At 71.3% G+C, this 22,673-nt stretch carries 25 protein-coding genes; 4 read left to right on the top strand and 21 right to left on the bottom strand.

What is annotated here, in order from left to right:
• Window positions 1-3: 3 nt before the first annotated feature.
• The 13 genes from nuoK to OHV05_RS20020 all read right to left on the bottom strand — a co-directional run bounded on the left by nuoK (window position 4) and on the right by OHV05_RS20020 (window position 12,735).
• The gene (gene nuoK, locus OHV05_RS20080; RefSeq protein WP_403037353.1) at window positions 4-303 is read right to left on the bottom strand and encodes an NADH-quinone oxidoreductase subunit NuoK; all 300 of its coding nucleotides are present in this window, start codon (window positions 301-303) and stop codon (window positions 4-6) included.
• Window positions 300-1,157 (bottom strand): NADH-quinone oxidoreductase subunit J, encoded by an 858-nt coding sequence (locus OHV05_RS20075; protein WP_405018904.1) that lies wholly within the window; start codon window positions 1,155-1,157, stop codon window positions 300-302. The genes nuoK and OHV05_RS20075 overlap by 4 nt, the downstream gene beginning before the upstream one ends.
• Window positions 1,154-1,735 carry an NADH-quinone oxidoreductase subunit NuoI gene (gene nuoI, locus OHV05_RS20070; protein ID WP_405018903.1) on the bottom strand — a complete coding sequence of 194 codons (582 nt, stop codon included), beginning with the start codon at window positions 1,733-1,735 and terminating at the stop codon, window positions 1,154-1,156. The genes OHV05_RS20075 and nuoI overlap by 4 nt, the downstream gene beginning before the upstream one ends.
• Before the next feature lie 2 nt (window positions 1,736-1,737).
• Window positions 1,738-3,066: an NADH-quinone oxidoreductase subunit NuoH gene (gene nuoH / locus OHV05_RS20065; RefSeq protein WP_403037344.1), complete on the bottom strand. Its 1,329-nt coding sequence runs from the start codon at window positions 3,064-3,066 to the stop codon at window positions 1,738-1,740.
• Window positions 3,063-5,501, bottom strand: a complete 2,439-nt coding sequence (locus tag OHV05_RS20060) for an NADH-quinone oxidoreductase subunit G (RefSeq protein WP_405018902.1) — start codon at window positions 5,499-5,501, stop codon at window positions 3,063-3,065. Before OHV05_RS20060 ends, nuoH begins: the two co-directional genes overlap by 4 nt.
• The gene (nuoF, locus tag OHV05_RS20055) at window positions 5,498-6,853 is read right to left on the bottom strand and encodes an NADH-quinone oxidoreductase subunit NuoF (protein WP_405018901.1); all 1,356 of its coding nucleotides are present in this window, start codon (window positions 6,851-6,853) and stop codon (window positions 5,498-5,500) included. Before nuoF ends, OHV05_RS20060 begins: the two co-directional genes overlap by 4 nt.
• Entirely contained in the window at window positions 6,853-7,593 is a 741-nt protein-coding gene (gene nuoE, locus OHV05_RS20050) for an NADH-quinone oxidoreductase subunit NuoE (protein WP_405018900.1), read from the bottom strand. Before nuoE ends, nuoF begins: the two co-directional genes overlap by 1 nt.
• Window positions 7,590-8,918, bottom strand: coding sequence for an NADH-quinone oxidoreductase subunit D (locus OHV05_RS20045; protein ID WP_405018899.1), 1,329 nt, complete (start codon window positions 8,916-8,918; stop codon window positions 7,590-7,592). Before OHV05_RS20045 ends, nuoE begins: the two co-directional genes overlap by 4 nt.
• Window positions 8,918-9,622 carry an NADH-quinone oxidoreductase subunit C gene (locus OHV05_RS20040; RefSeq protein ID WP_405018898.1) on the bottom strand — a complete coding sequence of 235 codons (705 nt, stop codon included), beginning with the start codon at window positions 9,620-9,622 and terminating at the stop codon, window positions 8,918-8,920. The genes OHV05_RS20045 and OHV05_RS20040 overlap by 1 nt, the downstream gene beginning before the upstream one ends.
• Window positions 9,619-10,173: a NuoB/complex I 20 kDa subunit family protein gene (locus OHV05_RS20035; RefSeq protein WP_403037329.1), complete on the bottom strand. Its 555-nt coding sequence runs from the start codon at window positions 10,171-10,173 to the stop codon at window positions 9,619-9,621. The genes OHV05_RS20040 and OHV05_RS20035 overlap by 4 nt, the downstream gene beginning before the upstream one ends.
• 60 nt (window positions 10,174-10,233) lie before the next feature.
• Window positions 10,234-10,593: an NADH-quinone oxidoreductase subunit A gene (locus OHV05_RS20030; RefSeq protein WP_184915315.1), complete on the bottom strand. Its 360-nt coding sequence runs from the start codon at window positions 10,591-10,593 to the stop codon at window positions 10,234-10,236.
• A 442-nt stretch (window positions 10,594-11,035) separates the two neighbouring features.
• Window positions 11,036-11,692, bottom strand: coding sequence for a response regulator (locus OHV05_RS20025; protein ID WP_405018897.1), 657 nt, complete (start codon window positions 11,690-11,692; stop codon window positions 11,036-11,038).
• Window positions 11,689-12,735 (bottom strand): sensor histidine kinase, encoded by a 1,047-nt coding sequence (locus tag OHV05_RS20020; protein ID WP_405018896.1) that lies wholly within the window; start codon window positions 12,733-12,735, stop codon window positions 11,689-11,691. The genes OHV05_RS20025 and OHV05_RS20020 overlap by 4 nt, the downstream gene beginning before the upstream one ends.
• Window positions 12,736-12,879: 144 nt before the next feature.
• On the opposite strand from OHV05_RS20020, the gene OHV05_RS20015 reads away from it, so the two are divergent.
• Complete coding sequence (locus OHV05_RS20015) at window positions 12,880-13,437, top strand: hypothetical protein (RefSeq protein WP_405018895.1); 558 nt, start codon at window positions 12,880-12,882, stop codon at window positions 13,435-13,437.
• Here the strand turns inward: OHV05_RS20015 and OHV05_RS20010 are convergent.
• Entirely contained in the window at window positions 13,407-14,366 is a 960-nt protein-coding gene (locus tag OHV05_RS20010; protein ID WP_405018894.1) for a DMT family transporter, read from the bottom strand. The genes OHV05_RS20015 and OHV05_RS20010 overlap by 31 nt on opposite strands.
• Before the next feature lie 261 nt (window positions 14,367-14,627).
• Between OHV05_RS20010 and OHV05_RS20005 the strand changes: the two genes are divergently transcribed.
• Both OHV05_RS20005 and OHV05_RS20000 read left to right on the top strand, forming a co-directional pair.
• On the top strand, window positions 14,628-15,317 hold the full coding sequence (locus OHV05_RS20005) for a peptidylprolyl isomerase (protein WP_405018893.1): 690 nt from the start codon (window positions 14,628-14,630) through the stop codon (window positions 15,315-15,317).
• 67 nt (window positions 15,318-15,384) lie between these two features.
• The gene (locus OHV05_RS20000) at window positions 15,385-15,705 is read left to right on the top strand and encodes a MazG-like family protein (protein ID WP_405018892.1); all 321 of its coding nucleotides are present in this window, start codon (window positions 15,385-15,387) and stop codon (window positions 15,703-15,705) included.
• A 1-nt stretch (window position 15,706) separates the two neighbouring features.
• Here OHV05_RS20000 and OHV05_RS19995 read toward each other — a convergent pair whose 3' ends face one another.
• The 7 genes from OHV05_RS19995 to OHV05_RS19965 form a co-directional block, all read right to left on the bottom strand.
• Window positions 15,707-15,985, bottom strand: a complete 279-nt coding sequence (locus OHV05_RS19995; RefSeq protein WP_405018891.1) for an NAD(P)H-binding protein — start codon at window positions 15,983-15,985, stop codon at window positions 15,707-15,709.
• Window positions 15,986-16,027: 42 nt separating this feature from the next.
• Complete coding sequence (locus OHV05_RS19990; RefSeq protein ID WP_405021500.1) at window positions 16,028-17,311, bottom strand: geranylgeranyl reductase family protein; 1,284 nt, start codon at window positions 17,309-17,311, stop codon at window positions 16,028-16,030.
• A 65-nt stretch (window positions 17,312-17,376) separates the two neighbouring features.
• A complete protein-coding gene (locus OHV05_RS19985; RefSeq protein WP_405018890.1) occupies window positions 17,377-18,075 on the bottom strand; it encodes a demethylmenaquinone methyltransferase in 699 nt (232 codons plus the stop codon).
• A 379-nt stretch (window positions 18,076-18,454) separates the two neighbouring features.
• Window positions 18,455-19,027, bottom strand: coding sequence for a hypothetical protein (locus tag OHV05_RS19980; RefSeq protein ID WP_405018889.1), 573 nt, complete (start codon window positions 19,025-19,027; stop codon window positions 18,455-18,457).
• Window positions 19,028-19,233: 206 nt separating this feature from the next.
• Entirely contained in the window at window positions 19,234-19,833 is a 600-nt protein-coding gene (locus tag OHV05_RS19975) for an imidazolonepropionase-like domain-containing protein (protein ID WP_405018888.1), read from the bottom strand.
• On the bottom strand, window positions 19,833-21,041 hold the full coding sequence (mqnC, locus tag OHV05_RS19970) for a cyclic dehypoxanthinyl futalosine synthase (protein ID WP_405018887.1): 1,209 nt from the start codon (window positions 21,039-21,041) through the stop codon (window positions 19,833-19,835). Before mqnC ends, OHV05_RS19975 begins: the two co-directional genes overlap by 1 nt.
• A 96-nt stretch (window positions 21,042-21,137) precedes the next feature.
• Entirely contained in the window at window positions 21,138-22,010 is an 873-nt protein-coding gene (locus tag OHV05_RS19965) for a menaquinone biosynthetic enzyme MqnA/MqnD family protein (protein ID WP_403037294.1), read from the bottom strand.
• A gap of 351 nt (window positions 22,011-22,361) precedes the next feature.
• On the opposite strand from OHV05_RS19965, the gene OHV05_RS19960 reads away from it, so the two are divergent.
• Window positions 22,362-22,565 carry a cold-shock protein gene (locus OHV05_RS19960; protein WP_380252509.1) on the top strand — a complete coding sequence of 68 codons (204 nt, stop codon included), beginning with the start codon at window positions 22,362-22,364 and terminating at the stop codon, window positions 22,563-22,565.
• The last annotated feature ends 108 nt before the right edge of the window (window positions 22,566-22,673 follow it).

Below are 22,673 nucleotides of genomic sequence, written 5' to 3'. Positions count from 1 at the left end.
CGCCTACAGCTTCATCAGGTTGCTGTCATCGACCGAAGCCGAGTGCCTGGACCGGAAGATGGACACGATGATGGCGAGGCCGACCACGACCTCGGCCGCGGCGACCACCATGGTGAAGAACGCGATGATCTGGCCGTCCAGGTTGCCGTGCAGCCGGGAGAAGGTGACCAGTGCCAGGTTCGAGGCGTTGAGCATCAGCTCGACGCACATGAAGAGCACGATCGCGTTCCGCCGGATCAGCACGCCGGAGGCCCCGATGGTGAACAACAGGGCGGCCAGGTAGAGGTAGTTGACGGGGTTCACGCCTGCTCCTCCTGCTCCGGCCGGGACTTCGGCGTGGTCTCCAGCGCCTTGCGCGGGCCCGCCACCGGCGGCCGGGCCGACGGCCCGCGGCCCAGCCAGTCGGCGGTGGTCGCCTCCAGCTCGGCCATCCGGTCCAGCATGTCCCGGCTGACGTCGCGGATCTGGCCGCGCTCGCGCAGCGTGTTCATCACCGAGTCCTCGCTGATGGTGCCGTCCGGCAGCAGCGCCGGGATGTCCACCGCGTTGTGCCGGGCGTACACGCCGGGGGCGGGCAGCGGCGGCAGCTGGATGTTGTCCTTGACCCGCTGGGCGGCCAGCTGACGCTGGGTCAGCGGGGCCCTGACGTGCTCGCGGTGGGTCAGCACCATCGCGCCGATCGCCGCGGTGATCAGCAGCGCGCCGGTCAGCTCGAAGGCCCAGACGTAGTCGGTGAACAGCAGCCGGGCCAGGCCCTGCACGTTGCCCTCGGCGTTCGCCTCGGTCAGGCCGGCGAAGGTGGAGAGCTTGGCGTTGGAGATCCCGGCGATCAGCAGCACGCCGAAGCCGAGGCCGCAGAGCACGGCCGCGACCCGCTGACCCTTCAGCTGCTCCTTGAGCGAGTCGTCCGAGGTGACGCCGACCAGCATCAGCACGAACAGGAACAGCATCATGATCGCGCCGGTGTAGACCACGATCTGCACCACGCCCAGGAAGACCGCGCCCTGGGCGAAGTAACAGACCGCCAGCGCCATCATGGTGGCGGCCAGGCAGAGCGCGCTGTGCACCGCCTTCTTCATCAGCAGCATGCCGAGCGCGCCGCCGACCGCGAGCACGGCGAGGATCCAGAACTGGACCGCTTCTCCGGTGGAGGTCATCCCTGCACCTCCCGCTCCCGGTCGGTCTTCTCCTGCTGGACGGTGCCGGGCGCCGCCTGGGTGATCTCCCCCAGGTAGTAGGCGCTCTCGCCGGCCCCCGGGTAGTAGGCGTGCGGGGCGTCCACCATGCCCTCGGTGAGCCCCACCAGCAGCTGCTCCTTGGTGAAGATCAGGTCGGCCCGGGAGGAGTCGGCCAGCTCGTACTCGTTGGTCATGGTGAGCGCCCTGGTCGGGCAGGCCTCGATGCACAGCCCGCACAGGATGCAGCGGGCGTAGTTGATCTGGTACACCGCGCCGTACCGCTCACCGGGCGAGTAGCGCTCCTCGTCGGTGTTGTCCGCGCCCTCGACGTAGATCGCGTCGGCCGGACAGGCCCAGGCGCAGAGCTCGCAGCCGACGCACTTCTCCAGGCCGTCCGGGTGCCGGTTCAGCTGGTGGCGGCCGTGGAAGCGCGGAGCGGTGGGCTTCTTCTGCTCCGGGTACTGCTCGGTCAGCCGCTTCTTGAACATGGCCTTGAAGGTCACGCCGAAGCCTGCGGCCGGGCCGAGGATCGACCCCTTGTCGGTCTCGTCGGACATGGTCAGCTCCCTTCCGGCGAGGAGTGGTTGGCGCCGTTGAGGGCGTCCTGGAGTTTCGGGGCCCGGCTGGGCCGACGCGGTACCGGCGGCAGGGTCTGGCCGGGCAGCGGCGGCACCGGGTAGCCATCCGCCATCGGGTCGAACTCGGCCTGCTCGGCGGCGGCTTCGCTCTCCTTCGGCTTGACCAGGTCCCGGATCAGGAAGGCCAGCAGGATCACCACGATCGGTGCCCCGACGTACAGCACCACCTGGCCGAACTGGTAACCCTCGTTCCGCAGCGCGCGGACGCTGGCCACCATCACCAGCCAGACCAGCGAGACCGGCAGCAGCACCTTCCAGCCCAGCTTCATGAACTGGTCGTACCTGAGCCGGGGCAGCGTGCCGCGCAGCCAGATGAAGAAGAACAGCAGCAGCTGGATCTTGATGGTGATCCAGAGCAGCGGCCACCAGCCGTGGTTGGCGCCCTCCCAGAAGGTGGAGATCGGGTACGGGGCCCGCCAGCCGCCCAGGAACAGGGTGGCCGCCACCGCCGAGACGGTGACCATGTTGACGTACTCGGCCAGCATGAACATCGCGAACTTCAGCGAGGAGTACTCGGTGTTGAAGCCGCCGACCAGCTCGCCCTCGGCCTCCGGGAGGTCGAACGGCGCCCGGTTGGTCTCACCCACCATCGCGATGACGTAGATGATGAAGGAGACCGGCAGCAGCACCGCGAACCAGGTCGGCTGCTGGGAGGCGACGATCTCCGAGGTGGACATCGAGCCCGAGTAGATGAAGACCGCCGCGAACGACAGGCCCATCGCGATCTCGTAGCTGATCATCTGCGCCGAGGACCGCAGCCCGCCGAGCAGCGGGTAGGTCGAGCCGGAGGACCAGCCGGCCAGCACGATCCCGTAGATGCCGACCGAGGCCACCGCCAGGATGTAGAGCAGGGCGATCGGCAGGTCGGTGAGCTGCATCGGGGTACGGGTGCCGAAGATCGAGATCTCGTTCCCGGCCGGGCCGAGCGGGATCACCGCGAAGGCCATGAAGGCCGGGATCGCGGCGACGATCGGGGCCAGGACGTAGACCACCTTGTCGGCGTTGGTGACCACCAGGTCTTCCTTCAACGCCAGCTTGATGCCGTCGGCCAGCGACTGCAGCATGCCCCAGGGACCGTGCCGGTTCGGGCCGATCCGCAGCTGCATCCAGGCGACGACCTTGCGCTCCCAGACGATCGCGATCAGCACCGTGCCGACCAGGAAGGCGAAGACGAAGACCGCCTTGATCAGCACCAGCCACCACGGGTCGTGCCCGAAGAAGCGCAGGGTGTCGGAAGCAGCGAGTGTCATGACTCCTCCGCCGGGGCGATGGTCACCAGGTGGCCGGTGGTGGTGCCGAGGGTGCGGTACGCGCCGCCCGGCGTGGAGTTGAGCGGCAGCCAGACCGTGCGGTCGGGCTGCTCGGGGTTCAGCTCCAGCGGCAGGGTGAGCGAGCCGGCCGGGCCGGTGACCCGGAGCGCGTTGCCGGCCCCGATCTCGGCGGCGGTGGCGGGCGAGATCCGGGCCACCGCCGGGTGCCGGGTGCCGGCCAGGTGCTCGTCGCCGATCTGCAGCGTGCCCTGGTCGAGCAGCAGCCGGTGCCCGCCGAGCACCGCCTGGCCGACGGCCGGGCGGGGCAGCGGGACGGTGGCCGTGCTCGGCGCGGCCGGACGGTCACCCGCCCAGGGGGCGAACCGGTCCAGCTCCAGCCGGGCGGCCCGGACGTCGGGCAAGCCGATCGGCCGGTCCAACGCGTCGCTCAACATGCTCAACACCCTGACGTCCGAGTGCAGGTGACGGCCCATCAGCTGGTCGGGCTTGATCGCGGTCTCGAACATCCGGACCCGGCCCTCCCAGTCCAGGAAGGTGCCGGTCTTCTCCGCCACGGCGGCCACCGGCAGCACCACGTCGGCGCGTTCGGTCACCGCGGACGGCCGGATCTCCAGCGAGACCACGAACCGGACCCGGGCCAGCGCCTCGTCGGCCAGCGCCGGGTCGGCCAGGTCGTCCAGGCCCAGGCCGCCGATCACCAGCGCGTCCAGGTCGCCGTGGGCGGCGGCGGCCAGGATCTGGTCGGTGTCCCGGCCGCTCCTGGACGGGAGTTCGGCCCCGCCCCAGATCGCCGCAGCCTCGGTCCGCGCCTCGGCGGCGGAGACCGGGCGGCCGCCGGGCAGCAGGCCGGGCAGCGCCCCCGCCTCGACGGCGCCGCGCTCACCGGCCCGGCGCGGCACCCAGGCCAGCTCGGCCCCGGTCGCGGCGGCCAACTTCAGCGCGGCGGTCAGCCCGCCGGGCACGGTGGCCAGCCGCTCGCCGACCAGGATCACCGCGCCGTCCTGCCGCAGCAGTTGACCGGCCCGGCCGGCCTCGTCACCGAGCGCGGTGTCGTCGGCCAGCGCGGTCAGCCACTCGGCCTCGGTGCCGGGCGCGGCGGGCAGCAGCGCACCGTGCAGCTTGGTCAGGCCCCGGCTGCGGTGGCTCGCCACCGCGAAGACCTGGAGCCCGGTGGCCCGGTTGGCCTTGCGCAGCCGCAGGAAGACGACCGGCGACTCCTCCTCGGGCTCGAAGCCGACCAGCAGCGCGGCGGGCGCGGCCTCGAGCGACTGGTAGGAGACGCCCGTGCCGTCCAGGTCGACCCCGCGGCCGGCGACCGCGGCGGCCAGGAAGTCGGCCTCCTCGCCGCTCAGCGGGCGGGCCCGGAAGTCCACGTCGTTGGTGCCGAGCGCGACCCGGGCGAACTTGCCGTAGCCGTACGCGTCCTCGACCGTGACCCGGCCACCGGCCAGGACGGCCGCGCGGGCGCCGCGCAGGCCCGCGGCGGCGGCGGCCAGCGCCTCCGGCCAGGAGGCGGCGACCAGCTCACCGTCCTTGCGGACCAAGGGGGTCGACAGCCGGTCGCGCTGCTGGCCGTAGCGGAAGGCGAACCGGCCCTTGTCGCAGTTCCACTCCTCGTTCACCGCCGGGTCCTCGCCGGCCAGCCGACGGAGCACCTTGCCCCGGCGGTGGTCGGTGCGCTGGGCGCAGCCCGCCGAGCAGTGCTCGCACACGCTCGGCGAGGAGACCAGGTCGAACGGGCGGGAGCGGAACCGGTAGGCGGCCGAGGTGAGCGCGCCGACCGGGCAGATCTGGATGGTGTTGCCGGAGAAGTACGACGCGAAGTCGTCGCCCTCGCCGGTGCCGACCTGCTGCAGCGCCCCGCGCTCCAGCAGCTCGATGAACGGGTCGCCGGCGATCTCCTGGGAGAAGCGGGTGCAGCGGGCGCAGAGCACGCAGCGCTCCCGGTCCAGCAGTACCTGACTGCTGACCGGGACGGGCTTGGCGTAGGTCCGCTTCATGCCCTCGAAGCGGGAGTCGGTCTCGCCGGTGGACATCGCCTGGTTCTGCAGCGGGCACTCGCCGCCCTTGTCGCAGACCGGGCAGTCCAGCGGGTGGTTGATCAGCAGCAGCTCCATCACGCCGCGCTGGGCCTTCTCGGCCACCGGCGAGCTGACCTGGGTGCGGACCACCATGCCCTCGGTGACCGGGATGGTGCAGGAGGCGACCGGCTTGCGCTGGCCCTCCACCTCCACGATGCACTGCCGGCAGGCCCCGGCCGGGGCGAGCAGCGGGTGGTCGCAGAACCGGGGGATCTGGGTGCCGATCTGCTCGGCGGCGCGGATCACCAGGGTGCCCTTGGGCACACTGACCTCGACCCCGTCGATGGTGAGCGTGACCAGGTCGGTGCTGGTCTGCGGCTCGGTCACGGTCATGCGTGCACCTCCCTCTCGGTGGTGGACTCGTGGGCGCTGCGGTCGGCCCAGACGGTGGAGGCCGCCGGGTCGAACGGGCAGCGCCGCTCGCTCAGGTGCTGCTCGTACTCGGCCCGGAAGTACTGGAGCGAGGAGACGATCGGGCTGGCCGCACCGTCGCCGAGCGCGCAGAACGACTTGCCGTTGATGTTGTCGGCGATGTCGAGCAGCTTCTCCAGATCGCCCGGCACGCCCTGGCCGGCCTCGATCCGCTTGAGCAACTGCACCAGCCAGTAGGTGCCTTCACGGCACGGGGTGCACTTGCCGCAGGACTCGTGGGCGTAGAACTCGGTCCACCGGGTGACCGCGCGGACCACGCAGGTGGTCTCGTCGAAGATCTGCAGCGCCTTGGTGCCGAGCATCGAGCCGGCCGCGCCGACGCCCTCGTAGTCCAGCGGGACGTCGAGGTGCTGGTCGGTGAACATCGGGGTCGAACTGCCGCCCGGGGTCCAGAACTTGATCCGGTGCCCGGCCCGGACGCCACCGCTGACGTCCAGCAGCTGACGGAGCGTGATGCCGAGCGGGGCCTCGTACTGGCCGGGATTGGTGACGTGGCCGGAGAGCGAGTAGAGCGTGAAGCCGGGCGACTTCTCGGTGCCCAGCGACTTGAACCACTCGTTGCCCCGGGCCAGGATCGGCGGCACCGAGGCGATCGACTCGACGTTGTTGACCACCGTCGGGCAGGCGTACAGACCGGCGATGGCGGGGAACGGCGGCCGCAGTCGCGGCTGGCCGCGGCGGCCCTCCAGCGAATCCAGCAGCGCGGTCTCCTCGCCGCAGATGTACGCCCCGGCGCCCGCGTGCACGGTGATGTCCAGGTCGATCCCGGAGCCGAGGATGTTCTTGCCGAGGTACCCGGCCTCGTACGCCTCGGCCACCGCCGCGTGCAACCGCCGCAGCACCGGCACGACCTCGCCGCGCAGGTAGATGAAGGCGTGGTCGCAGCGGATCGCGTACGAGGCGATGATCATGCCCTCGATCAGCGAGTGCGGGTTGGCGAACAGCAGCGGGATGTCCTTGCAGGTGCCCGGCTCGGACTCGTCGGCGTTCACCACCAGGTAGTGCGGCTTGCCGTCGTTCTGCGGGATGAACTGCCACTTCAGGCCGGTCGGGAAGCCGGCCCCGCCGCGGCCGCGCAGGCCGGAGTCCTTGACCAGCGCGATCAGGTCGTCCGGCGCCATCGCCAGCGCGTTGCGCAGGCCCCGGTAGCCGTCGTGGCGGAGGTAGGTGTCGAGCGTCCAGGGGCGGGTGTCGTCCCAGGAGGCGGACAGCACGGGCGAGAGCAGCTTCTCGGCCGGCTCTACGGAGGTCATCACGCTTCCGTCCCTTCGTGCCGGGGGGCCACGACCTTGGCGCCCGGGGTGCCGGGCAGTGCCTCGCCCTTGGCCAGCCGGAGCCCGGCCAGCGAGGGCGCGCCGCCGGCGCCGGAGGCGTCCACCGCGCCGGGGCGCTCGTCCGGGAAGCCGGCCAGGATCCGGGAGGTCTCCTTGAACGAGCAGAGCTTGGCGCCCCGGGTCGGCCGCGGGTCGTGCCCGGCCCGCAGGTCGTCCACCAACTGCCGCGCGCTGTCCGGGGTCTGGTTGTCGAAGAACTCCCAGTTGACCATCACCACGGGGGCGTAGTCGCAGGCCGCGTTGCACTCGATGTGCTCGATCGAGATCTCGCCGTCGGCGGTGGTCTCGTTGTTCTCGATGCCCAGGTGCTGCTTCAGCTCGTCGAGGATCTGGTCGCCGCCGAGCACCGCGCAGAGCGTGTTGGTGCAGACGCCCACGTGGTACTTCCCGGCGGGCTTCCTGCGGTACATCGTGTAGAAGGTCGCCACCGCGGTCACCTCGGCCGTGGTGAGCTCCAACTGCTCGGCGCAGAACCGGATGCCGGTCGGCGTGACACAGCCCTCCTCGGCCTGCACCAGGTGCAGCAGCGGCAGCAGGGCGGACCGGGCCACCGGGTAGCGGTCGATCAACTCCTTGGCGTCCGCCGCCAGTCGGGCGTGCACCTCGGCCGGGTACGGCTTGGCCGGCAGTGCCGGCATCCCCAGTTGGACGTCACTCACCGGTCCACCCCTCCCATCACCGGGTCGATCCCGGCCACCGCGACGATCACGTCGGCGATCTGGCCGCCCTCGCACATCGCCGCCATCGACTGCAGGTTGGTGAACGAGGGATCGCGGAAGTGCACCCGGTAGGGCCGGGTACCGCCGTCGCTCACCACGTGCACCCCGAGCTCGCCCTTGGGCGACTCGACTGCCGTGTACGCCTGGCCGACCGGGACCCGGAAGCCCTCGGTGACCAGCTTGAAGTGGTGGATCAGGGCCTCCATCGAGGTGCCCATGATCTTCCGGATGTGGTCCAGCGAGTTGCCCATCCCGTCGGGACCGACGGAGAGCTGCGCGGGCCAGGCGATCTTCTTGTCCGCGACCATCACCGGTCCCGGCTTCAGCCGGTCCAGGCACTGCTCGACGATCCGCAGCGACTGGTGCATCTCCTCCAGGCGGATCAGGAACCGCCCGTAGGAGTCCGCGCTGTCGGCGGTCGCCACCTCGAACTCGTAGTTCTCGTAGCCGCAGTACGGGTCGGTCTTGCGCAGGTCGTGCGGCAGGCCGGTGGCCCGCAGGATCGGGCCGGTGGCGCCGAGCGCCAGGCAGCCGGCCAGGTCCAGGAAGCCGACGTCGACCAGCCGGGCCTTGAAGATCGGGTTGCCGGTGGCCAGCTTGTCGTACTCGTGCATCCGGGAGCGGAGCAGCTTGACCGCCTCGCGGATCTGGTCGACCGCGCCGGGCGGCAGGTCCTGGGCCAGCCCGCCGGGGCGGACGTAGGCGTGGTTCATCCGCAGGCCGGTGACCAACTCGAAGACGTCCAGGATCAGTTCGCGGTCCCGGAAGCCGTAGATCATCAGCGTCGTGGAGCCGATCTCCATCCCGCCGGTGGCCAGGCAGACCAGGTGCGAGGAGATCCGGTTGAGCTCCATCATCAGCACCCGGATCACGCTGGCCCGGTCCGGGACCTGGTCGGTGATCCCGAGCAGCTTCTCGACCGCGAGGCAGTACGCGGTCTCGTTGAACATCGGGGTCAGGTAGTCCATCCGGGTCACGAAGGTGGTGCCCTGGACCCAGTTGCGGAACTCCATGTTCTTCTCGATGCCGGTGTGCAGGTAGCCGATCCCGCACCTGGCCTCGGTCACGGTCTCACCGTCGATCTCCAGGATCAGGCGCAACACACCGTGGGTGGACGGGTGTTGCGGACCCATGTTGACGATGATCCGCTCGTCGTCGGCCCGGCCGACGGCCTCCACCACCTCGCCCCAGTCGCCGCCGGTGACGGTGAAGACCCGTCCCTCGGTGGTCTCCCGGGCTTCGCTCTTCTCGTAGTCAGTGGTCATCAGCTGTACGACCTCCGCTGGTCGGGCGCCGGGATCTGGGCGCCCTTGTACTCGACGGGGATGCCGCCGAGCGGGTAGTCCTTGCGCTGCGGGTGGCCGGTCCAGTCGTCCGGCATCATGATCCGGGTGAGCGCCGGGTGGCCCTCGAAGACCAGGCCGAAGAAGTCGTACGCCTCGCGCTCGTGCCAGTCGTTGGTCGGGTAGACGCTGACCAGCGACGGGATCCGCGGGTCGGCGTCCGGCGCGGTGACCTCCACCCGGAGCAGCCGGGTGTGGGTGATCGAGCGCAGCGGGTAGACCGCGTGCAGCTCGCGCCCGGTGTCGCTCGGGTAGTGCACCCCGTTGACCCCCAGGCAGAGTTCGTAGCGCAGCGCCGGGTCGTCCCGCAGGATCCGGGCCGCCCCGAGCAGGTGCTCGCGGGCGATGTGGAAGGTGAGCTCGCCGCGGTCCACCACGGTCTTCTCGATCACCTCGGCCGGGTCGAGCCCCTGCTCCTCCAGCGCGCCCTCGAACTCGTCCGCGACCTCGTCGAAGCCGTGGCCGTACGGGCGGTTGCTGGCGGGCGGCAGCGCGATCGGGGCGGACAGGCCGCCGAAGCCGGAGGTGTCGCCGCTGCCCTGGGCACCGAACATGCCCTGGCGCTTGCCGACCACCTCGACCGCCAGCTCCCGGCGGGTGCCGGGGACGGGTGTCTGCTCGGTCATCGCAGCAGCCCCCGCATCTCGCTGGTCGGGGTGGCCCCCAGCGCCAGCTCCTCGGCCAGCTCCTCGGCCCGGAGCCGGTTCGCGCCCAGCGGCTCGTGCTGGATCTTCTCGTGCAGCTTGAGGATCGCGTCCATCAGCATCTCCGGCCGCGGCGGACAGCCGGGCAGGTAGATGTCGACCGGGACGATGTGGTCCACGCCCTGCACGATCGCGTAGTTGTTGAACATCCCGCCCGAGGAGGCGCAGACGCCCATCGAGATGACCCACTTCGGGTTCGCCATCTGGTCGTACACCTGGCGCAGCACCGGCGCCATCTTCTGGCTCACCCGGCCGGCCACGATCATCAGGTCGGCCTGCCGGGGCGAGCCCCGGAAGACCTCCATGCCGAACCGGGCCAGGTCGTAGCGGCCCGCCCCGGTGGTCATCATCTCGATCGCGCAGCAGGCCAGCCCGAAGGTGGCGGGGAAGAGCGACGCCTTGCGCACCCACCCCGCCGCCGTCTCGACGCTGGTGAGCAGAAAGCCGCTCGGCAGCTTCTCCTCGATTCCCATCAGATCCCTCTCAGCCTTCTCCAAGTCCGGTGGTTTGCCCTTGGGTTCACAAGGGGCTGCTCAGTCCCACTCCAGACCGCCGCGACGCCAGACGTAGGCGTACGCGACGAAGACGGTGGCGATGAACAGGAGCATCTCGACCAACCCGAAGATCCCCAGGGAGTCGAAGCTGACCGCCCAGGGGTAGAGGAAGACGATCTCGATGTCGAAGACGATGAAGAGCATCGCCGTGAGGTAGTACTTGATCGGGAACCGGCCGCCGCCCACGGGCTGCGGGGTCGGTTCGATGCCGCACTCGTACGCCTCCAACTTGGCCCGGTTGTAACGCTTCGGGCCGGTCAGCGAGGCCATCACGACGGAGCCGACCGCGAACGCCGCCGCGATGGCACCGAGTACGAGGATCGGCGCGTAGGCATTCATAAGCCCCCGCTCCCTCCGTCCAGTCGTCCTTGACTGCAGATCGGAACTGACGGGTCACGCTGTGGTTGACCCGTGATCCAACCCGTGAGATCACCTCATGTGAGGCAGTTCACAAGGGCTGGAACGAGCGCATCCTATGCCCGTCGGCTTGTGATCTGCGACACGCAGTTCTGGATGATCTTTGTGATCTGCGCCACCTCGCAAAGCGCCACCAAGGCGCGGAAGTCGTCTTCAATCAACACAGTGCAGGCAACTGCTCACAAACCGTCGCATTCGCCTGTGAAGTGACTGGTCAGAGCGCTTCGCCCATATCAATGGGAACGCGTGCCGGGCAAATTTCAAAGACCCGGGTCGACGTGATAGTGGATCTCACCCGACCGGGTGGCGGGCTCCGAACGCGCGCTTGACCTTTCGTTCACAAGCGCACGAACACCCGGTCCGACTACCGGCGTTCGCCCCAGACCCGGGACGCGATGCCGACCCGGTTCCGCACCCCGAGCTTGCGCTGGATGTTGGCCAGGTGGTTCTTGACCGTGCCGGCCGAGATGAAGAGCTGCTCGGCGATCTCCGCGTTGGTCGACCCGTCCGCCACCAGGCCGGCCAGCTCGCGCTCCCGCGCGGTGAGCGGGTCGGCGGGCGGGTCGACGGGTTGGTCGACGGGCACCGCCTCGGGGGCGGGCAGCGCCCGGAGCAGACGGACCGTCAACTGCGGGCTGATCAGGGTGTCCCCCGCCATCGCCGCCCGGACCGCCTCCACCAGCAGGGCCGGGCTGGAGCGCTTGAGCAGGAAGCCGGTGGCCCCGTTCCGGAGCGCCGCGTGCACGTACTCGTCCAGGTCGAAGGTGGTCACCACGACCACCTTCACCGGGTCGGCCACCTCCGGACCGGCCAGCCGCCGGGTCAGCTCCAGGCCGTCCAGCTTCGGCATCCGGATGTCCGCCAGCACCACGTCGGGCCGGAGCAGCCGGGCCTGCTCCAGTGCCGACGCCCCGTCGGCCGCCTCCGCCACCACGGTCAGATCGGGCTGGGCGTCCAGGATGATCCGGTACGCGGTGCGGATGGCCTCGTGATCGTCGGCCAGCAGGATGCGAATGGTCACGAGGCCCCCTCGGCCGATGGCGGAAACGTCGCGGTGACCAGCCAACCCCGCCCGGCGCGCCCCGCGTCGAGCGTACCGCCGAGTGCCTCGACCCTGGCCGCCAGCCCGCTCAGCCCGTGACCGCCCCGCCGACGCGCCGGGCTCTCGGCCGCGCCCCCGTCGTCGGCGATCGTCAACTCCAGCCGACCAGCGCGACCGTGACGGAGCGTCACCGCGACGGTCCGCGCTTCGGGGGCGTGCCGCCGGACGTTGGTCAGCGCCTCGACCACGATCCGGTACGCGGTGGCCCCGGTCTCCCGGCCGACCGGCCGCTCCGGCAGGTCGAGCCGGACCTCGGCCGCCCCGGAGGCGGTGAACCGGTCGGCCAGTAGCGGGAGTTCGGCGATGCCGGGCTGCGGGCTCCGCCGCGCCCCGGTGGCCGCGTCCGCGGTGCGCAGCAGGGCGACCGTCCGGTCCAGCGAGGCGAGCGCCTGCTGTCCGGACTGCTCGATCCGGCGGAACACCTCGGCCTGCTCCGGGTGCCCGGCCGCCAGGAAGCCGCCCGCCTGGGCCAGCGCCAGCATCCCGCTCACGTCGTGGGCCACGAAGTCGTGCAGGTCGTGGGCGAGTTCGAGCTGCTCGGCCCGCCGTGCGGCCGCCACCTCGCGCCGCCGGAGCCCGTCCAGCGACCAGAGGTACCCGCCGACCAGGACCGCCCCCAGCGTTCCGGCCGCACCGAACCCGAGCAACCCGACCCGCTGCCAGCCCTCGACCGGGGCGGCGTACCGGAACGGCCAGCCGAGCAGCGCCACCGCCAGGACGCCGGCGGCCGGCCATCCCCGGCCGGACCGCACGGTCACCGTCAGCAGGGCCAGCAGCCCGCCCAGTTCGACCACCCCGAGCAGCCCGGCCGGACCGCCCTCGGCGAATCCGCCCACCGCCGCCCCGGCGGCCGTCAGCCCGAGCGAGCCCGCCCCGGCCACCGCCGTCGCCCCCGGCCGCCTGCTCCACAGCGCGGCCGCGACCGCCAGCACCGGTACGGCGCTCCCCCACTCCCCGATCATGCGACCAGCCTAGGGGCAGCGGCACAGCCTGTGCCGAACGGCACATGACGGGGCATCGGAGCGCCCGCGGACCTCCCGATCGGCATCTGCCGCCGGTGCTCCCGCGCCGACAGGCTGGAGGCACACCGAACGAGAGGAACTCCGATGACCACCGTCACCGCTTACGCACCGGCCGCCCCCACCGTCCTTCCCCCCGCCCGCTGGGCGGTCCGCACCGCCAAGCTCGCGGCCCTCACCACCGTCCCGTCCGGGCTCTGGCGGGTCGCCCTGGGGATCGGCCTGCCGGTCGGCTTCTCCGGCGCGATGGAGCGGCAGATGACCGCCCACATGCCGGGGTGGGGCACCGTCTACGTGATCGCGCTGAGCGCCCTCGCCGAGGCGCTCGCCTTCCTCTCGCTGGGCCTGGTCCGCCCTTGGGGCCAGCGGGCCCCGCGCTGGCTCCCGCTGATCGGCGGCCGCCGCATCCGCCCGCTCACCGCGGTGCTCCCGGCCGCCGTCGGCGCGCTCGCCGTCACCCTGGTCACCTGCGCCGCCGGCTTCGGCGGCTGGTACGGCCCGAACGCGATGGGCAGCCCCGAGGCACCGCAGGGCCTGGCCGGCCTGGTGATGACCCTCTGCTACGCCCCGCTGCTGCTCTGGGGCCCGTTGCTGGCGGTGGTCACCGCGGACTACTACCGCCGGTCCAGGGCCGGTTCGCGCTGACCCGGCGTCACCGGCACCGGCACCGGCACCGGGGTCGGCTCGGGAGTCGGGGCCGCGCTGCGGCGGCCCCACTCGGTGCCGACCAGCACCAGCAGGGCGCCGGACAGGGCGAGCGGGCCGAGGTGGTCGCCGGCCAGGGTGATGCCGAAGACGGCGGCCCAGAGCGGCTCGGTGCCGAGCAGCAGGGAGACCCGGGACGGCGAGGTGGCCCGGACCGCCCAGGTCTGCACCAGGAAGGCGAACAGCGTGCAGAGCAGCGAGAGGTGCAGCAGCAGCGCCCAGTCGGCGGCACCGTAGGAGGCGGCCAGGCTGACCGGGGACGGGCCGACGAACGGCGCCACCACGGCGAACACCAGGGTGGCGGTGGCCAGTTGGACCCAGGTCAGGGCGCTGGAGTCGGTGCCCTTGATCACCCGGAGCCGGGACACGGTCAGCACGTTGACGGTCCGCACCACCGCCGCGCCCAGCACCAGCAGGTCACCGAGACCGGGCACCCGGAAGCCACCGCCGCCGGTCAGCAGCGCGACGCCGAGCACCGAGAGACCGGCCGCCGCGACGAACGCCCGGGGCAGCGCCGTCCGGCTCAGCGCACTCTCCGCGAGCGGGGTGAACACCATGGTCAGACTGATGATCAGCCCGGCGTTGGTGGCCGAGGTGTGCACGGCCCCGTAGGTCTCCAGCAGGAAGATCGCCCCGAGCACCAGCCCGAGCACCGCGCCCCCGAGCCACTCCCGGATCGTCAGCCGCAGCAGGGCCCGCCAGGTGAACAGTGCCAACAGCGGCAGCACCAGCCCGAACCGGAGCACCAGCATGGCCACCACGCTGTCCGGCGTGGCCACGTTCTTGACCGCCAGGAAGCTCGACCCCCACACCACCGCGACCCCGAGCACCGGCAGGTCGCGGACGGTCTGAGCAGCGGAAGTACGCATCGGGGTCTCCTCCGAGGGCAGGGCGAGCCGGACCCGTACGCCGTCGGACGGAGAACCACCACCGTGGGTGGTGGCGGGCCATCGTCGCCCACCGGGGCCCCGGTGATCAACACCATTCCGGTCCACGGACGGTGCCGGCGCACCGCAGGCGCCCCGCCCGGCCTCGGCGACCTGACCGACCGGATCCCGCCGACTGGCCGGAACCGGTCGCACCTGACATCGTGCATACCGACCGGACGGCTGGGCAGGGATGATTGGTCCATGTCAATCCATCCTCCGGAGGCACCCCAAGTGCTGCGCAAACACTGGGCGTTACTGACCGCCGCCACCACTGTGCCGCTCCTGCTGACCACCTCGGTCGGCGTCGCCGACGCCGCCCCCGTCGCCACCGTGACCTGCGCCTACACGCCGGCCGTGCCCGCCGACAACTTCAAGGGCATCCCGGTCTTCGACGCCAAGAAGGCCGCCCAGCCGTACAGCGCGACCCTGAAGACCACCCAGGGGACCATCACCTTCAAGGCGTCGACCGCCCAGGCGCCGTGCACCACCTTCTCGTTCCGCTTCCTGGCCGAGCACGACTACTTCGACAAGAGCCACTGCCACCGGCTCACCACCGAGCGGATCTTCGTCCTCCAGTGCGGCGACCCGACCGGCACCGGCAGCGGCGGCCCCGGCTACTCCTTCCCGGACGAGAACCTCACCGGTGCCACCTACCCGGCCGGCACCGTGGCGATGGCCAACGCCGGGCCGAACACCAACGGCAGCCAGTTCTTCTTCGTCTGGAAGGACACCAAGCTCTCCCCCGCCTACACCCCGTTCGGCCAGGTCACCGCCGGTCTGGACGTGCTCCAGAAGATCGCCGCCGGCGGCTCGGACTCGCAGAACAACCCGGGTGACGGCTACCCGAACCTCGTCCCCACCTTCAAGAACGTCAAGATCACCAAGCGCTGACCCCGCACCGCCCCGCTCCCGTACGGTGGTGCCCGCCGCCCACCCACCACCGCACGGGAGCACCACCATGGACGCCACCACCTGGGACACCCTCGACCGCCTGGTCGCCTGGCTCGACCGCGAGAGCCGACTCCCGCCGGGCGACGAGAGGCTGCTCCGTATCCTCAAGGTCTCCGAGGAGACCGGCGAGGTCGCCCAGGCCGTCCTCGGCGCCACCGGCCAGAACCCCCGCAAGGGCACCACCCACACCTGGACCGACGTCCAGCACGAACTCTGCGACGTGGCCTTGGCCGCCCTGGTCGCCCTTCGCACCCTCACCCCGGACGCCCGCACCGTCTTCGCCGAACGGATCGCCTACGTCGACCGGCGGTCCCAGCAGACGCCCTGAACTACCGTGCCACGTCCAGGGTGTGGCCCACGGTGTCCGGGCGGGTGAGGGTGGCGAGCATGCAGTGGGCCACGTCCGCGCGGGAGACGGTGCTGCCGCCGGGGAGGTTACGGTCCAGGGCGGTGCGGTAGGCGGCGGTCAGCGGGCCGTTGGTGAGGCGGGGCGGGCGGACCGAGGTCCAGCCGAGCGGGGCGGCCCGCAGGACGTCCTCCATCCGGGCCAGGTCGGCGTAGTGCTCGCAGAGGAACAGCCGGGTGAGCGCGGCGCCGACCCGGCGCATCAGGAAGGTACCGGGCCGGGCCAGTGCGGAGCCGTACGGGGGTCAGGCGTTGGGGGCCACCTTGGCGAGGCCGTTGATGATGCGGTCCATCGCGTCGCCGCCCTGCGGGTCGGTGAGGTTGGCGAGCATCTTGAGGACGAACTTCATCAGGACCGGGTGGGTCAGGCCGCGCTGGGTGGCGAGCTGCATCACCTTGGGGTTGCCGATCAGCTTCACGAAGCCGCGGCCGAGCGTGTAGTAGCCGCCGTAGACGTCCTTGAGGATGCGCGGGTACGCCTCCAGGGCGCGCTCGCGGCCCGCGTCGGTGATCCGGGCGTTGGCCTGGACGATGACACCGGCGGCGAGCTGGCCGGACTCCATCGCGTAGGCGATGCCCTCGCCGTTGAACGGGTTGACCATGCCGGCCGCGTCGCCGACCAGCAACAGGCCCCGGGTGTAGTGCGGCTGACGGTTGAACGCCATCGGCAGCGCCGCGCCCCGGATCGGGTCGGTCATGTTCTCGGGGGTGTAGCCCCACTCGGCGGGCATCGAGGCGCACCACGCCTTGAGCACCTCGCGCCAGTCCAACTCCCCGAACGCGGGCGAGGAGTTGAGGATGCCGAGGCCGACGTTCGAGGTGCCGTCGCCCATCCCGAAGATCCAGCCGTAGCCGGGCAGCAGCTTGCGGTCGCCGCCCCGGGTGTCCCAGAGCTCCAGCCAGGACTCCAGGTAGTCGTCGTCGTGCCGCGGCGAGGTGAAGTACGTCCGGTACGCGACGCCCATCGGGCGGTCCTCGCGGCGGTGCAGGCCCATCGCCAGCGAGAGCCGGGTCGAGTTGCCGTCGGCCGCGACCACCAGCGGGGCGCGGAAGGTGACCGGACGCTTCTCGTCGCCCAACTTCGCCGTCACGCCGACGATCCGGCCGGTCCGGTCGTCCAGCACCGGGCCGGTGACGTTGCACTTCTCGTACAGCCGGGCGCCGGCCTTCTGGGCCTGACGGGCCAGCAGTTCGTCGAAGTCGGCGCGCTTGCGGACCAGTCCGTAGTCCGGGAAGGCGGACAGCTCGGGCCAGTCCAGCTCCAGCCGGACGCCGCCGCCGATGATCCGCAGGCCCTTGTTGTGCAGCCAGCCGTTCGAGGTCGAGACGTCGATGCCCATGTCCACCAACTGCTTGGTGGCACGCGGGGTCAGACCGTCGCCGCAGACCTTCTCGCGCGGGAACTCGGTCTTCTCCAGCAGCAGGACGTCCAGACCCGCCTGGGCGAGGTAGTACGCGGTGGTGGCACCCGCCGGTCCCGCGCCGACCACGATGACGTCGGCGGTGCTCTCCACGGTCTCGCTGCTCAGGTCAACTGCGGTCTCGGACACGGCTGGGCACACTCCTGCGATGCGGTCGGCTGGCTTGGACGAGTCTAGGCGGTGGGCTTGAAGCCCCGGTGCAGAGCCACGATGCCGCCGGTGAGGTTGCGCCAGGCGACCTTGGTCCAGGCGGCCTGCTGCAGGCGGGCGGCCAGCGCGGGCTGGTCGGGCCAGGAGCGGATCGACTCGGCGAGGTAGACGTAGGCGTCCGGGTTGCTGCTGACGGCGGTGGCGACCGGCGGCAGCGCCCGCATCAGGTACTCGGTGTAGACCGTCCGGAACGGCGTCCAGGTCGGGGTGGAGAACTCGCAGATGACCACCCGGCCACCGGGCTTGGTGACCCGGTACAGCTCGCTCAGCGCGGCGTCGGTGTCCTGCACGTTGCGCAGCGCGAAGGAGATCGTGACGGCGTCGAAGCTGTTGTCCGCGAACGGCAGCTTGGTCGCGTCGCCCGCGGTCAGCGCGAGTTCGGGGTGCCGGGCCTTGCCCTCGGTCAGCATGCCCAGCGAGAAGTCGCACGGGACGACGTCGGCGCCCGCCTCCACGAACGGCAGCGAGGACGTGCCGGTGCCGGCCCCCAGGTCGAGCACGGTCTGGCCCGGCTGGGCGGCCACCGCCTCGGCCACCGCACGGCGCCAGGCGCGCGCCTGACCGAGGGAGAGCACGTCGTTCGTACGGTCGTACTTGGCGGCGACGTCGTCGAACATCGCGGCGACTTCGTGCGGCTGCTTGTCCAGAGAGGCTCGGGTCACGTCCCCCATTGTTCACCACCCCACCCCCGCCCCACCGCCAGGGGCTCGGGGCTGCACCCACGGCAGGCGCTCGACCGTCTACTACCCAGGGGTTCGGCGCTGCGCTTTTGGCAGGGCGTTCAGTTGCACTACCCAGGGGCTCGGGCCTGCGCTTTTGGCAGGGCGTCCGGTTGCACTACCCAGGGGCTCGGGCCTGCGCTTTTGGCAGGGCGTCCGGTTGCACTACCCAGGGGCTCGGGGAACTGCGAGGAGATCTGGCGTGCGGGTCACTGCGAAAGTCCCTGACCACCCCTGAACGGATCACCAGTTCCGAGGCCGGCGTCGCAGTTCCCCGAGCCCCTGGACCGTAGACCCGAAGCACCTGCCAGAAGCGGAGCGCCTAGCGGCGCGCCCTGCGGCCGGGCTTGCGGCGGCGGGAGCGCTTGCCGTGGGTGAGGGCGGGCATGTCGTTGCCGAAGGCCTCGGTGGCGAAGGCGACCGTGGTGCGGGCCTGGGTGACGGGGGTGCGGGTGCGGTGGTGCCGCCAGATCCGGGCGGCGCAGAGGGCGAACAGGACCAGGGCGATCGGGACGCTGGTGCGGGCCAGGCCGACGCCGGCCGGCTGCGGGTAGCGGTTGCCGCAGACCCGGACCGCGCCGGGGTCCGCCGCCGCGTACTCCAGGCAGATCGCGTCACCGGCCTTGGCGTGCTCGGGGACCCAGAGGTCGGTCGCGGTCAGCGGGCGGCCGTCGGCCCGGTAGCTGATCGAGCTGTAGGTGGCGCTGCCCGCCGGGAGTTGGGTGATGGTGCCCTGGACCCGGACCGGGTCGGCGCCGATCCGGTCGGCCTGGTCGGCCTGGCGCCAGCCGAGCAGGCACATGCCGAGCGCGAGCACCGCGCTGAGCACGGCCGCGAGGTACCAGCCTCGACCGAGGCGCGCGTTGCGCGGGCGGGGAGCGGTCGCGGATCGCATGGTTCCTGTCGGCTTGCCGGACCGGGCTGGGGAGGACCCGGTAACCCGTCCGCAGTACGGAGGGCTGTCCGGGATCGTAACCGCTGGCGACCCCTCAGGTCACGGCGAGCATCCATCAGTTTGTATGAATAAAGGGGGCGTTAAGGGGTTGACCTTTCCCGGACGACCCGCCTGACGCCCTGCCAGGCGGCAGGTCAGGCGGCAGGTCAGCGGCGGCGGTACAGCAGCCGCCCGCCCAGCACGGTGGCCAGGCAGCACCCCGCGCCGAGGCGTTCCAGCTCGGCCACCGAGGCGGCTGCGAAGACCGCCAGGTCGGCCCGGCCGCCGACGGTCAGCGGTCGGTGCACGACCGAAGCCAACGGGGCGTCCGCGAGCGGGTCGAGTCCGCCCGGTGTGCCCGTCCCGGGCAGCGCGGTCAGGCCCGAACGGGCCACCGCGGTGCGGACGGCGGGCAGCGTGAAGGGGCCGGCCAACGCGGTCACGCCGTGCGCGAGCAGGCGCTGCAGGCCGAGCCTGGCGCTGCCGCCCCGGCGCTCCTCGGGGACGGCGGTGAGCAGCGGCTCGGTGCCGAGCTCCTCCCGGGGGTCCGGGTGGTACGCCGTCTCCAGCAGCCACCGGCCGTACGGGTTGAGCAGACCCGGCGTCAGCAGCCCGTCCCACTCCCGGACCCGGGCCCCGCCGCCGGCCAGCTCGGCGTACGGGCCGAGGGCCGCCACCGTCCCGCCGTCGACCAGCACCGCCCCGTCGGGGATCGACGGGGCGGCGGGGTCCACGACCAGGACGGTGGCCCGGTGCAGGGTGAGCATCAGGTGGTGGAGAGGATCTTCAGCTCGGGGTGCGCGGTGCCGCCTTCGAGCGCGGTGGAGGCGATGTGCGAGGCCACCCGGGGGTCGACCGGGTCGTTGGCCGGGTCGTCCAGCACCCGCAGGTGCTGGTAGGTGGTGGAGCGCTGGGCCGGGGTGCGGTCGGCCGCCCGGATCAGGTGGATCAGCTCGGTCAGGTTGGAGCGGTGCTTGGCACCGGCCATCGAGACCACGTTCTCCTCCAGCATCACCGAGCCGAGGTCGTCCGCCCCGTAGTGCAGCGAGAGCTGGCCCGCCTCCTTGCCGGTGGTGAGCCAGGAGCCCTGGATGTGCGCGATGTTGTCGAGGAACAGCCGGGCGATCGAGATCATCCGCAGGTACTCGAACACGGTCGCCTGGGTGCTGCCCTTGAGGTGGTTGTTCTGCGGCTGGTAGGTGTACGGGATGAAGGCCCGGAACCCGCCGGTGCGGTCCTGCACCTCGCGGATCATCCGCAGGTGCTCGATCCGCTCGGCGTTGGTCTCGCCGGTGCCCATCAGCATGGTGGAGGTGGACTCGACGCCCAGGCCGTGCGCGGTCTCCATGATCTCCAGCCAGCGCTCGCCCGACTCCTTGAGCGGCGCGATCGCCTTGCGCGGCCGCTCCGGCAGCAGTTCGGCACCGGCGCCCGCGAAGGAGTCCAGGCCCGCCTTGTGGATCCGGGTGATGGCCTCCTCGATCGAGACCTTGGAGATCCGGGCCATGTGCTCGACCTCGGAGGCACCGAGCGAGTGGATCACCAGCTGCGGGAACGAGCCCTTGATCGCGGCGAACGCGGTCTCGTAGTACTCGACGCCGTAGTCCGGGTGGTGGCCGCCCTGGAACATCACCTGGGTGCCGCCCAGTTCGACCGTCTCGGCGCAGCGGCGGAGGATCTCCTCCAGGTCGCGGGACCAGCCCTTGTCGCTCTTCGGCGCCACGTAGAAGGCGCAGAACTTGCAGGCCGTCACACAGACGTTGGTGTAGTTGATGTTCCGTTCGATGATGTACGTCGCGATGTGCTCGGTGCCCGCGTAGCGACGGCGGCGGACGGCGTCGGCGGCGGAGCCGAGCGCGTGCAGCGGCGCGGAGCGGTAGAGCTCCAGCGCCTCCTCCGGGGTGATCCGGCCGCCGACGGCCGCACGGTCGAGGACGGCCTGCAGGTCACTGGCGGAAAGGTTCTGCTCGGACACCTTGCTGGCCTTCTTTCTCTTCCGACGTCGGACCGAACCAGCGTACGCCAGCCCCGGCACGCGCCCACGGGCGTGTCGGGGCCTGCGCGAAGGGGGTCAGGCGGGCTGGAGCAGAGTGACCGTCACGTCCGGGGCGAAGCCGCTGTCGTGACCGATCCGGCGGGCGAACTCGGCGATCCCGGCGAGCTGCCGCTCGCCGAGCGAGAAGTCCAGCGCCTCGCTGAAGTACCGCTCCAGCACCGGAGCGTCGAAGGACTCCCAGCGGGCGGCCTGCGCGGCCACCTGGCCGGCCTCGGCCAGCGAGAGGTCGCGGGACTCCAGGAAGGCCCGGTGCACGGCGGCGACCGTCTCCGGGCTGCGCTCGACGTAGTCCCGGCGGGCGGCCCAGACCGCGAAGACGAACGGCAGGCCGGTCCAGTCCTTCCACATCGCGCCCAGGTCGTGCACCGCCAGGCCCTGCTCCGGGGCCTGCTCCAGCGAGGCGCGCAGCGCCGGGTCGCCGATCAGCACCGCGGCGTCGGCCTCGGCCAGCATCGCGTCCAGGTCCGGCGCGGCGGTGAAGTACTCGGGCCGGACACCCTCGCGCTGCTCCAGCAGCAGCCGGGCCAGCCGGACCGAGGTCCGGGAGGTGGAGCCGAGCGCGACCCGGCGGCCGTCCAGCTCGGCCAGCGGCAGCTTGCTGACGATCACACAGGACATCACCGGGCCGTCGCTGCCGACCGCGATGTCCGGGAGCACCACCAGCCGGTCCGCGTTCCGCAGGTACTCCACGCAGGTGATCGGGCCGATGTCGAGCGCCCCGCTGACCAGTTGGTCGCTGAGCTTCTCCGGGGTGTCCTTGGTGAGATCGAGGTCGAGCAGGTTGCCGGTCCTGGCCAGTCCCCAGTACAGCGGAAGACAGTTGAGGAACTGGATGTGCCCGACCCGGGGCCGTACCGCCGCCGAGCCGCTCGTGTCCTGACCGGTCACCGTGTGTCCTTCCTACCTGCCCGTTTCGTGCGCTCTCCGCAGCGTATGCCCGTTGACGCCGGCCGGGTGGTCAGGGGCCCCTGACGATCCGTGTCACGCGCGCGCGGGACACGAGCAGCGTGGCCTTGGTCACCCCTGGTCGGGGCTGCCGCTGCGTGCTACCGTTCCATCCAGTTGCAGTTTGATTCCCCTTGCAGTACTTGAAGCCTGCGGAGCATGTAACCCGTGGGCTTTTTGTAGTTTTTCAGCGTTATCGAAAAACTCCGGACCCTTCCGGAGGCGGGGCGATCAGCGCAGCGGACCGGTTCCACACGGTGTGGTTACCGAAACGTCCCTCGCAAGGAGAACGGCATGGCTCAGGGAACCGTCAAGTGGTTCAACGCTGAGAAGGGCTTCGGCTTCATCGCCCAGGAGGGCGGCGGCCCCGACGTCTTCGTCCACTACTCCGCCATCAACGCGAACGGTTTCCGCTCGCTGGAGGAGAACCAGCCGGTCTCGTTCGACGTCACCCAGGGCCCGAAGGGCCCGCAGGCGGAGAACGTCACCGCTATCTGATTATCTCCTCTGATGATCTGATCGCTCTGGACCCCTTTCGGGTCCGGCGGCGGCCACTGCGGCCGTCGGTAGGAGCATGACGAGTAACACCAAGGGGGCCCGCCACGT

The organism is Kitasatospora sp. NBC_00070 (assembly GCF_045041205.1).
Taxonomy (GTDB): Bacteria; Actinomycetota; Actinomycetes; order Streptomycetales; family Streptomycetaceae; genus Kitasatospora.
This window is presented reverse-complemented; position numbering and strand designations above follow the sequence as displayed.